Source organism: Haliscomenobacter sp., assembly GCF_965225875.1.
Lineage (GTDB): Bacteria > Bacteroidota > Bacteroidia > Chitinophagales > Saprospiraceae > Haliscomenobacter.
The window spans coordinates 1666288-1677334 of sequence record NZ_CBDDBS010000003.1; the positions used below are offsets into that span (position 1 = coordinate 1666288).

Genomic DNA, 11047 nt, shown 5'->3' on the forward strand with positions numbered 1-11047 from the left:
TAAAATCGGCCCTCCTCATCTTCTTTTCATCAAACTCTTCCCCGCATTAGTTGTTTACCAATCAACAAAGCACTACTTTTGCCCACGTTTTTACAAAACCTGCTTTTTAATGGCTACTGTCAAGTTTACTTTTGAAGATAAAAAAATAGCGCAACCTATTGTGGTGGAAGGAGTGGCGGAAGGCACCTCGATTTTGGAAGTAACCGAAGATCACGATATCCACCTGAATCACAACTGTGGCGGCGTTTGCGCTTGTAGCACCTGTCATGTGTACGTGCTCAAGGGAGAAGACGATCTGGAAGAAATTTCGGACAAAGAAGAAGACTTCATTGACCGGGCCCACAATCCCCGCCTCAATTCCCGCTTGGGTTGCCAATGTGTGATCCTCGACGATGAGGCTTACATCGAAATCGAAATTCCCGATCAGAGCCGCATCATTGGCCACGAACATTAATTCTCACTAGCTCTCAAATCCTCATCATAATGGCATTTGACCAATTTGACAACCTCCCCATCAATTGGGCGGATCACGAAGACATCGCAATGAAGCTTTACGAGCGTTTTGGCGATGATTTTAGCGAAGGCAAAATTTACCGCATCCGCTTTACCGACCTGATTGAATGGATTCTGGAAATCCCCAATTTTGCAGGCACTCGTGAAGGCTGTACCGAAGCACACCTGGAGCAAATTCAGGCCAAGTGGGTGTATGAATGGCGCGACAACCAATAAACGAGTATGAATCACCTGGAAGTTTTCAGTACCATCCACACCTTCATTTTTGATGTGGATGGGGTATTGACCAATAATGAGGTACTCATCACCGAGAATGGGGAGTTGCTGCGCAAAATGAATGTCCGCGACGGGCTGGCCATCAAAATCGCCATCGACAAGGGCTACAAAATTGCGATCATCACTGGAGGGCGTTCTGAAGGGGTCAAAAAACGCCTGGAAGCCCTGGGAATTAAGGACATATACTCTGGCATCAGCGACAAGCTGGAAGCATTCGAAGAGTTTGTAAATACCTATGAACTGGATCCAGTTGGCATCCTGTACATGGGCGACGATCTGCCCGATTATCCGGTTTTGCGGCGGGTTGGTTTGGCCACCTGCCCCAAAAATTCAGCTCCAGAGCTATTTCCAATTGTCAATTACGTATCGCCCTTAAACGGCGGCGAAGGCTGTGTACGGGACGTGATTGAAAAAGTTTTGCGTTTGCAAGGCAAATGGTCGGAAGATTAAACAAAACAAGCGCAAAATAAGTACCGTTAATCGGTGCATATTTTGTACGCTTATCTATATTTGTAGGGATTAGAATACTGGATACTTTCATACAAATGATCCTAATGTCCCTCTTCCGCTTACTGAGGCTGCCCAATTTGTTAATTGTGGCTCTAGTTCAATCCTTGGTCTATTTTCGCCTTTTGCTACCCGCCTTTGCACAGCAAGGCATTAGCCCACGACTCAATACGCTTGAATTTCTCTTTTTGGTTCTGGCTACCCTCTGTACTACTGCTTGTGGTTACATCATCAATGATTTGTACGATTACGAGATGGATTTGCTCAACCGCAAAGCCAAAGTCATTGTCAACGAAAAAATCAGCGCCCGGACCTGCATCTGGATTTACGCGCTTTTGGGCTATGTTGGTTTTTTGTTGTCCCTTTACCTTGCTCTTCGCATCGGGCAAGTGTACATGCTGGGCTTGTACTTATTGTCCTTTGTGTTGTTGTTTTTGTACACCAGAATCCTTAAAAAGCGGCCTTTACTAGGCAATATGTTGGTTGCTTTGTTTTGTGCTGGGGTGGCAGGTTTGGTATGGTTGGCAGAATTACCCGGCTGGTGGGCCCTACAAAATGCGGTACCACAAAAGGCTCAGACCTTACAATCCATCATCAATTGGTATTGTGCCTTTGCTTTTTTTAGTACCCTATTTCGTGAAATTGTCAAAGATTTGGAGGATAAACCTGGTGATGCAGCTGCGGGTTGCCGTACCTTTCCCATTGCGGCGGGCGATGCAGCAGCCAAGTACCTGGCGATGGCGATGGCAGGGTTGTTGCTGGTTTTGCTCGGAGCTTTGTATTTCTACCAGGTGCCTGGTTTTAGTGCCCCCTTTTATCTAGGTGCACTGATTGGTGTAGTTGCTCCCTTGATTTATGCGATTTACTTGCTGCAAAACGCCCAAACGCCCAACGATTACCACCGCATCAGTACGCTGGCAAAAGTAGTCATGCTGGCCGGTGTTTTACTGCTCCTTGTTTAAAAATTACCTTAATGAATCCATTGTCCCTAAACATCATCCTAGCTTCTACTTCACCCCGGCGTAGTCAGCTCCTGCGTGAAGCAGGATTCAATTTTAAAATCAAAACCACAGAGGTAGAAGAAACGTACCCACCAGATACTCCCGTTGATGAGGTAGCCGGGTATTTGGCACACAAAAAAGCCCACGCTTCCCGCGAGTTTATCCAAGAGGACGAAATTATTCTGGCTGCCGACAGCGTAGTTATTCTGGATGGAGTCATCTATGGCAAACCAATCGACGCAGCGGATGCCCGGCAGATGTTGCAAAAACTATCCGGGCAATTGCACCGGGTTATCACGGGGGTTTGTTTGTTGTCCAAAGAGCGGGAGAAGGTTTTTTCTGCCGAATCCCGGGTGCAATTTGAACCCTTGAGTGAAGCTGAAATTGATTTTTACGTCGAAAAATACCGGCCATTTGATAAGGCCGGATCTTATGCCATCCAGGAATGGATCGGACTTTGTAAAATCTCCCGAATTGAAGGTACTTTTACCAATATTATGGGCTTGCCAGTGGATCGGGTTTACCGGGAGTTACTGGATTTTGCTTGAAGTTGAGGAGTTGAGAGGTTGAGAAGTTGAGGCTACCGCGAGTGACTTGGACAAGATTCTTGTAAAAATCACTCGCGGTAGCCTCAACCTCCTCAACTTCTCCACTCCTCAACTCCTCAACTTTTTCTTATGAATCAACCCATTGAGGTGCTTCGCCAGTATTGGGGACATGAACAATTCAGGCCCCAGCAAGAGCACATCATTCAGTCGGTTTTGGACGGGAGAGATACCCTGGCGCTGTTGCCTACGGGTGGAGGGAAATCCATTTGTTTTCAAGTACCTGCCCTTTGTCAAGAAGGTATATGTATCGTCATTTCACCACTGATTGCCCTGATGAAGGACCAGGTGCAAAACCTGCAAAAAAAAGGCATTTCAGCCCTGGCCATTTATGCGGGGATGGCCTATCGCGACATCGACCGTTTGTTGGACAATTGTGTACATGGCGATGTAAAATTCCTCTACCTCTCGCCCGAGCGGCTGGTGAGTGATTTAGCCCGGGAACGCATCAAACGCATGAAGGTCTCCTTTTTCGCGGTGGATGAAGCCCATTGTATCTCGCAATGGGGCTACGATTTTCGACCGCCTTATCTGGAAATCGCCAAAATCCGGGATTATTTCCCCCAGGTTCCCATCATTGCATTGACCGCCACCGCCACCCAGGAGGTTGTACAAGACATTCAAGCCAAGCTGGCTTTCCGGGACCAACAGGTTTTCCAATCCAGTTTTGCCCGCCCCAATTTAGCCTATATCGTTCGCCCCAGCGAGGCCAAGGAAGAACAGCTGGTTGATATTTTGCAAAAAGTTTCCGGCAGTGGGGTCGTCTATGTACGCAATCGGCGGCGCACCAAAGAGATTGCTCAATTGCTGCAAAAAAAACGCATTTCTGCTGATTTTTACCACGCCGGCCTTACCCCCGACGAACGTTCCGCCAAACAGGACGCCTGGGTCAGTGGGCGTACTCGGGTGATGGTCAGCACCAATGCTTTCGGAATGGGCATTGATAAGCCGGATGTACGCACGGTAGTACATCTGGAATTGCCCGATAGCCTTGAAGCCTATTTTCAAGAGGCTGGGCGGGGCGGACGCGACGGCCTTAAGTCTTACGCTGTTTTGTTGTACAACCAAAATGACCGCCGCAGCCTGGAATACCAGTTCGAACAGGCTTTTCCTAGTCTGGATGAGGCTCGGCAGGTCTATCGGGCATTAGGCAGCTATTTCCAACTCGCTTTGGGGGGCGGCCAGGGCGAGAGTTACGATTTTGACATCTCCATTTTTTGCCAAAAATTTCAGCTGGAACCGGTACGTACCTTCAACTGCCTCAAATTGCTGGAGCAGGAGGGCTGGATTAGTTTGTCCGAGGCGGTTTTTACCCCTTCTACCCTACTGATCAAGGTGGACAAGGAGCGTTTGTACGATTACCAGATCAAAAACCGGGAGCTGGACAAAGTGCTAAAAATCATCCTACGCAGTTACCAGGGTGTTTTTTCCAGCTACGTTGCCTTTGGCGAGCGAAAGCTGGCGGAGTATTGTAAAATTTCACATGAGCAACTACAACGGTCGCTCTTGCGCATGCAGGAAGACCATATCATTGAATACAACCCCCAAAAAGACAAACCCCAATTGAGTTATTTGCGCGAACGGGTGGATGCTGCCTACCTTACCTTTGACACCCAATTGTATAATTTCCGCAAAACCCGCCACGCCGAACGCATCCAAAAAGCCATTGCCTACGCCGAGGAGAAAATCTGCCGCAGCCAACAATTGTTGCATTATTTTGGTGAAAAAGATGCTCCAGCCTGTGGCGTTTGCGACGTCTGCCTGGAGCGAAAAAAACAAAGTCTGGATGGCGAAACCTATGAGCGGATTCGCCAAAAAATCCAAAGGTTGTTGGAGCAAGAAGCGCTACCAGTCAAAGCAGTAGTCGATTCCTTCGCGCCCAAAACACAACAGCAAGTTCTAGAAGCACTCACCTTTATGCAAAACGAAGGTCTCTTGATTGAAAAAAACGGCAAACTCCAGCTCAAAACATGAAACTGGTTTTCACAGTCACCAATGATTTGTGCTACGATCAACGGATGCAGCGCATTTGCAGCACCCTGTGTGCTGAAGGGCATGAGGTGACCCTGGTGGGGCGATTTCGCAAAACATCCCCCCTCCTACTCGCTGCTACTTACCGGCAAGTTCGGCTGATTTGTTGGTTTGAAAAAGGGAAACTGTTTTACCTGGAATACAATCTCAGGTTGTTTTGGTGGTTGTTGCTGCGAAAGAGTTTTGATGTATACACGGGCATCGACCTGGACACCATCATGCCTTGCTTGGGCGTTGCCCGTTTAAAAGGTAAAAAATGCTATTACGATGCGCATGAGTACTTCAGCGAGGTACCGGAAGTAGTTGATCGACCTTTGACCAAGCGGATTTGGGAACTGGTTGCCCGAATTTGTGTTCCTCGCGTGGATCGGGCCTATACTGTTGGCCCGGCCTTGGCCCAAATTTTCCAAAAACGCTACGGCATTCCTTTCCAGGTTGTGCGGAATATGCCATTCCAAAACAGCAGCCCTCCTCAACTCCTCAACTCCTCAACTTCACCCATTATCCTCTACCAAGGTGTACTCAATGCTGGCCGGGGCCTGGAAACGGCCATTGCGGCGATGCAAAAGATTGAAGGTGCTGTGCTGTGGTTGGCGGGTGAAGGGGATTTATCACAGGAATTGCGACAATTGGCTAAGGATTTGCAAGTGGAAAGCAAAGTGCGCTTCTTGGGCTATTTGAGCCCTGTGGAACTACGTTCGGTCACGCAACAAGCCAGCATAGGCTTAAATCTGCTGGAAAACCGTGGTCTGAGTTACTACTACTCCCTGGCGAATAAGGCTTTTGACTATGTGCAGGCGGGAGTGCCCTCGATTCAAATGAATTTCCCAGAGTATTTGGCATTGCAGGAAGAACACCAGGTATTTTATTTGATCAATCGTTTGGAGGTGGAGGTGTTGATGCAGGCGATTGAGCATTTGCTGGGGGATAATGAGTTGTATTTGGCCTTGCAGGAGCATTGTAAAATAGCGGCGAAGGAGTGGTGCTGGGAGCGGGAAAAAGAAAAATTGATTGCAATATATGCTTAGGTGTAGCTTAAGTGCCTAGGGTTCCTTAGGTGGTAAAAAACTTATTTCACCACCTAAGGAACCTTAGGCACTAAGACTCACCTAAGTAGTTACTCTTTACTCACCACATCGCCCGAACCGGAAACCTTCGAGCTCATCCGTGGCCGACCTTTGTAATATACGTCACCAGAGCCGCTGATGCGCACATCCAGGTTTTCGGTGCTGTGGATGGAAGTATTGCCGGAGCCGGAAATTTGCACCGTAGCACCTTCCACTTGTACACCAATGGCGGAAATGTTGCCGGAACCAGAAATACTGGAGTTCATCGATTTTGCAGAGCCCTTGAGGTTCATGTCTCCGGAACCGCTTACTCTGGCTTCTAATTCGGTGGCTTCAAACTCCAGGTTCATATTGCCGGAACCAGAAATGCCCAGTGCCAACGCGCCTAGGTTTTTGAATGCCGTTTCTCCTTTTACATCGCCGGAACCACTGATTTTTACCGCATTCAGCTTAGGTACGGTGATGTACACATTGAATTTGTCGTAGCGACCTACATTTTCAGTAAAGCGGATTTTCCAGTGTTTATCAACTACTTCTTTGGAAAGCAAACTGATCAGGTTTTCGTGCGATTCTACCTCTATTTTTTGTTCGTTGCCCTGGCGCACGTAAACGTTGCCAGAAAAGGTCAAACTGAAACCTTCGAAATCCGAAATATCGAGTGTTTTGCGAACAATGGCACCTTTACCTTGTACACCGTTGCCCCAACCCCACCAGTTTTGGGCGGAAACGGATAGACCAGTCAATAATAAAGTCAGGGTGAAAAATGAGCTTAATGATTTCATCGAAGTGTTTTTTGATGGTGATCTCTTCAACAGATGATCAAAAGGACGAGTGCCCCCTAGCATAGGTTGCTTTTTTTCAAAGAAATCTTTTCTCAATCGAAAAAAATTTGGTTAAAACTATTCTAAAATTTGTGCCAAATCGGTGCTTTTTGAAGGGTATTGTTAACAAAAACCAATCATCACGTTAAAGTAAAGTTACACCTATAACTTCCTTTTAAACTTGTATTTTTCCGGCAAGTCTAATGGACAAATAACCAAAAAATCCTGTTTACTATGAAAAAGATGATTGCTCTGCTGGCGCTGATTGCGCCGATGTTCTTGCTCGGTATGGTTGATGCACAAGCACAAGGCCGCTGGGAATTTTTAGGCAAACGCGCCGTGAATTATGGTTTGGATCGCGACGTGATCCCGGTTACCTGGCGCGATGGCGCTTTTGATGGGATCAAAATTGAGGTCAAGGGAGGAGCATTGAATATGCGTAAATGTGTGGTTCACTTCGAAAATGGTGGCAAACAAGAAATTGACCTGCGTCACAATTTTGACCGTGGCAGTGATTCAAGAATAGTGGACTTGCGCGGCAACAACCGTTTGGTTGAAAAAATCGAATTTTGGTACGATACCAAAAACGCTGCACGCAACAAGGCGGTGGTGTTTGTCTACGGAAGGCATTAATTGCTAAAAATAGACTGCTTTTAAGTCGGGTTTAAATGGCGAAGGCAAGTTCAGTTCAACTGACTTGCCTTCTTTCGTATCACCTCAAATGGTGTAAATAAGCGAGAATGATTTTAGAGCAAGCTTTAGAATGCATTCACCCCGTTAACGGTGGTGTATTTAAAGCTCAGTTTTTTATCAGGATTCACCCTTTTGAAGGCAGATTGGCACATCAAGGTAGCTTCATGGAAACCACACAAGATCAGTTTCAATTTGCCTGGGTAGGTATTGATATCCCCAATAGCATAAACCCCGGGGATATTGGTGCTGTAATCAAAGGTGTTTACCTCGATCGCGTTTTTATCCACGTTCAAACCCCAGTTGCCCAATGGCCCAAGTTCTGGAGACAAGCCAAAAAGCGGGATAAAATAATCCGTTGAACGAACCACTTCTCCTTTTTCCTTGGTGTCAATCACTACATCGGTCAACACGCCATTGCCGCGCAGACCTGTTGTTTGAGAATCAGTCAACAAGTCGATGCGGCCACTGTGTGCCAATTCATGCACTTTTTCTACTGAATCTGGTGCACCACGGAAGTCCTTCCGGCGGTGAATCAAGGTTACTTCACTGGCTACTTCAGCCAGGAAAATTGTCCAATCCAGCGCAGAGTCACCTCCACCAGCAATTACTACCCGCTTGTTACGGTATTTCTCCGGATCCCGGATGATGTAATCGATGCCTTTGTCTTCAAAACGCTCCAGGTTCTCAAGTGGTGGTTTGCGGGGTTCAAAGCAGCCCAAGCCGCCCGCAATGGCAATTACAGGTGCCTGAATTTGAGTACCTTTACTGGTGGTCAGCACAAAGTGACCATTTTCGAGTTGTTCAAACCTTTCAGCACGCTCACCCAGGGTAAAGCCAGGCTTAAAAGGAGCGATTTGTTCCATCAGGTTATCAACCAAATCACCGGCCAAGATAGAAGGGAACCCGGGGATGTCATAGATTGGCTTCTTTGGATAAATTTCAGCCAATTGACCACCAGGTACTGGCAGTGAATCCACCAGGTGGCAGCGCATTTTCAACAATCCGGCCTCAAATACTGTGAAAAGCCCTACTGGCCCTGCTCCTACAATGAGAATGTCTGTCTGGATCATTTGTTTGGATCAATTTAAACAGAAAAAGTGCACAAATTTAAAACGATTCGTGAATCAATTTGGATGATATTTGGCATCTGTTGGGGCGCCCCTTCGTGGGCGCCCTTCGGCAGGGGCACCCACAGAGGGGTGCCCTTACTTGTGTTTGTTGACGAAAAAACCGGGGTGTAATCCACATTCCGTTTTTCCAGTTCCTGCCCAGCGACCTTCGCGGCCTTTGCCTTTTTGGGTACAGTGGGTACATCCGATTGAACCATAACCCTGGCTTTCCAGGGGGTGTTGTGGCAACTTGAACCAGGAAGCCCAGTACAAGAAATCCCCCTCAGTAAGGTCGATCAATGGATGGAATTTAATGATATCGCCCTGCTGTTCAAAAATGCGCAGGTGCGAACGAAAATCAGTTTGATAAGCCATCAGACCCGAAATCCAGACCTTGTGCTCCTCCTTCAGCGGCTCCAACGGAACCACTTTATTGATGGAACAACACATTTTGGGATGGTCCTTCCACCATTCCTCGTCACGAGTCAGGGCATTTTGGGTTGGGTCGGGAAGAACATCGATCACATTGAGTCGGTACAACTCCGTGAGTTCTTCTTTGTAGGCAAGGGTTTCGGGAAAATGGTAAGTGGTATCGATGAAATATACCTTTTGGGTAGGGCGGTGCTCGGAAATCAGGCGCAGCAAAAACGCAGCGCTGGCACCAAAGGAAGAAGTCATCAAGACTTCATTTTCATCGAAAATTTCATACAACTTCTGAATACGCTCCTCAAAATTCAGTGGCTCAAAAATCTCATTCAGGTACTCTACACTATACTCCTCTACATCGAGTTCAGGAGTAGGTAAGGCTTGTGATGTCGACATACTATTGGTTGTGTTGAGTAGCTAAAGAGTTGAAAGGTTGGAAAGTTGAAAGGACTACACCTCGACTCTGCTCGGCGACCGTCCTTTCAACTTCTCAATTTTTCAATTCTTCAACCTTTTTTCAAAAATTCAATACAATTTCCCGTACAGTTGCCGCCACATTCACATCCGGCCATACCCGTTAGCAAGGTAGAAGTGATTTGATTGAGCATCCGCACTTTATGCGCGAAATCGCCACCGAGGCGATCGCGGATTTCGTTGAGTTTGGGCAACAGATCTTCCACTTCTTCCGGCAACGCTGCTTCCAAAACCTGGCGGAAACGTTTGGCAAAAGTGGGCGACTGCCCATTCGTTGAAATACCAATTTTCAAAGGTCCACGGGTCACGATTGATCCGAGGTAAAAATCACAGAGATCAGGGGTATCAGCCACATTGATCAACTTGCCAGCTGCTTTGGCAGCATGTTGCACCTCACGGTTCAGTTCCGGGATATTCGTTGCGGCAATGATCAAGTCATGCCCCTGAATATCCTCGATCTGAAAAGCTTTGTGCTGAATCTGCACAAAGTGCTTTCCAATCTGGCTCAGTAATTTTTCAATCTCCGGGTTTACCCAAGTGGCTACCATTGTAACCTGGGCTTTGGGGCTGCTTTTGAGGATGAACGAGAGTTTTTCGTAACCTACTTCCCCGGCGCCTACAATGAGGGTGCGCAGGGTGTGCAGTTTCAAAAAAACCGGATACAACTCGTTTTGCTCCATCTTAGACGCTAATGTGCTCATTGGTAACTTCCCCTTTTTTTGACAAAGCCACATAATTTGGCTCGGCCTGTTTGTATAAAGGGTGCAAAGCTACTACATCTCCGATAACTATAATACCCGGTGAGCTCGCATCAGCCATTGCTACACGTTCAGCCAGGTTGTGTACACGACCCAGGACAACTTTTTCCTCGGGAGTTGATCCATTTTGAACCACCATTGCCGGGGTATCTCTTTTACCTAGAGCCGCATAGATGTTCATGATATCGCCCAATTTGCGCATGCCCATCAGGATAACTGCAGTGGCGCTGGATTGAGCGGCCAGTTCAACATCTTTGGAGATGCTACCTGAGCGGGTTGTACCCGTTACTACCCAAAAGCTTTCGTTGATGCCCCGACAGGTTACCGGAACGCCTTGCAGGCCGGGAACGGCGATGCAGGAAGAAAGCCCAGGAACGATGTCCACTTTGATGCCAAACATGGCTGCATGCGCCATTTCCTCATAACCACGGCCAAAAACGAAGGGATCGCCTCCTTTCAGGCGCACTACATGACCATGATTCATGGCGTATTCAACCAACATCCAGTTGATGTCTTCTTGTGGGTGGGTGTGCTTCGCTGCACGTTTGCCAACATCCACCAGAATGGCACCGGGACGCACCATTTCGAGCACTTCTTCGCTGACCAGCGCATCGTACAATACGACGTCGGCTTGCTGGAGTGCTTTCCAGGCTTTGATCGTGAGCAGTTCTGGATCTCCAGGACCTGCACCAACGAGGGTTATTTTGGGTATGATTGGATTGATCATGTTTCGTTTTTTCCCACGAATAAATTCATGGGTTGCGTG

General features: G+C 47.4%; 13 protein-coding genes. 8 read left to right on the forward strand and 5 right to left on the reverse strand.

What is annotated here, in order from left to right; genetic code table 11:
- The first annotated feature begins 109 nt into the window (after positions 1–109).
- The 7 genes from ACO08K_RS27005 (at position 110) to ACO08K_RS27035 (ending at position 5961) form a co-directional block, all read left to right on the forward strand.
- Entirely contained in the window at positions 110–454 is a 345-nt protein-coding gene (locus ACO08K_RS27005) for a 2Fe-2S iron-sulfur cluster-binding protein (protein ID WP_421799610.1), read from the forward strand.
- Positions 455–483: 29 nt separating this feature from the next.
- On the forward strand, positions 484–729 hold the full coding sequence (gene iscX / locus ACO08K_RS27010; protein WP_421799611.1) for a Fe-S cluster assembly protein IscX: 246 nt from the start codon (positions 484–486) through the stop codon (positions 727–729).
- 6 nt (positions 730–735) lie between these two features.
- A complete protein-coding gene (locus ACO08K_RS27015) occupies positions 736–1239 on the forward strand; it encodes a KdsC family phosphatase (RefSeq protein WP_421799612.1) in 504 nt (167 codons plus the stop codon).
- A gap of 104 nt (positions 1240–1343) precedes the next feature.
- Complete coding sequence (locus tag ACO08K_RS27020) at positions 1344–2258, forward strand: geranylgeranylglycerol-phosphate geranylgeranyltransferase (protein WP_421799613.1); 915 nt, start codon at positions 1344–1346, stop codon at positions 2256–2258.
- An 11-nt stretch (positions 2259–2269) separates the two neighbouring features.
- The gene (locus tag ACO08K_RS27025; protein WP_421799614.1) at positions 2270–2845 is read left to right on the forward strand and encodes a Maf family nucleotide pyrophosphatase; all 576 of its coding nucleotides are present in this window, start codon (positions 2270–2272) and stop codon (positions 2843–2845) included.
- A 129-nt stretch (positions 2846–2974) separates the two neighbouring features.
- The gene (locus ACO08K_RS27030; RefSeq protein ID WP_421799615.1) at positions 2975–4876 is read left to right on the forward strand and encodes a RecQ family ATP-dependent DNA helicase; all 1902 of its coding nucleotides are present in this window, start codon (positions 2975–2977) and stop codon (positions 4874–4876) included.
- Entirely contained in the window at positions 4873–5961 is a 1089-nt protein-coding gene (locus ACO08K_RS27035; protein WP_421799616.1) for a glycosyltransferase, read from the forward strand. The genes ACO08K_RS27030 and ACO08K_RS27035 overlap by 4 nt, the downstream gene beginning before the upstream one ends.
- 89 nt (positions 5962–6050) lie before the next feature.
- On the opposite strand, the gene ACO08K_RS27040 is transcribed toward ACO08K_RS27035, so the two are convergent.
- Complete coding sequence (locus ACO08K_RS27040; RefSeq protein ID WP_421799617.1) at positions 6051–6782, reverse strand: head GIN domain-containing protein; 732 nt, start codon at positions 6780–6782, stop codon at positions 6051–6053.
- Between the two features lie 273 nt (positions 6783–7055).
- On the opposite strand from ACO08K_RS27040, the gene ACO08K_RS27045 reads away from it, so the two are divergent.
- On the forward strand, positions 7056–7454 hold the full coding sequence (locus ACO08K_RS27045) for a hypothetical protein (protein ID WP_421799618.1): 399 nt from the start codon (positions 7056–7058) through the stop codon (positions 7452–7454).
- Between the two features lie 125 nt (positions 7455–7579).
- Here the strand turns inward: ACO08K_RS27045 and ACO08K_RS27050 are convergent, their stop codons facing one another.
- From ACO08K_RS27050 to cobA, 4 genes are all read right to left on the reverse strand, one after another.
- The gene (locus tag ACO08K_RS27050; protein WP_421799619.1) at positions 7580–8584 is read right to left on the reverse strand and encodes an NAD(P)/FAD-dependent oxidoreductase; all 1005 of its coding nucleotides are present in this window, start codon (positions 8582–8584) and stop codon (positions 7580–7582) included.
- A gap of 135 nt (positions 8585–8719) precedes the next feature.
- The gene (locus ACO08K_RS27055; RefSeq protein ID WP_421799620.1) at positions 8720–9445 is read right to left on the reverse strand and encodes a phosphoadenylyl-sulfate reductase; all 726 of its coding nucleotides are present in this window, start codon (positions 9443–9445) and stop codon (positions 8720–8722) included.
- A 110-nt stretch (positions 9446–9555) separates the two neighbouring features.
- Positions 9556–10224 carry a precorrin-2 dehydrogenase/sirohydrochlorin ferrochelatase family protein gene (locus ACO08K_RS27060; RefSeq protein WP_421799621.1) on the reverse strand — a complete coding sequence of 223 codons (669 nt, stop codon included), beginning with the start codon at positions 10222–10224 and terminating at the stop codon, positions 9556–9558.
- Positions 10205–11008, reverse strand: coding sequence for a uroporphyrinogen-III C-methyltransferase (cobA, locus tag ACO08K_RS27065; protein WP_421799622.1), 804 nt, complete (start codon positions 11006–11008; stop codon positions 10205–10207). Before cobA ends, ACO08K_RS27060 begins: the two co-directional genes overlap by 20 nt.
- Positions 11009–11047 lie beyond the last annotated feature (39 nt).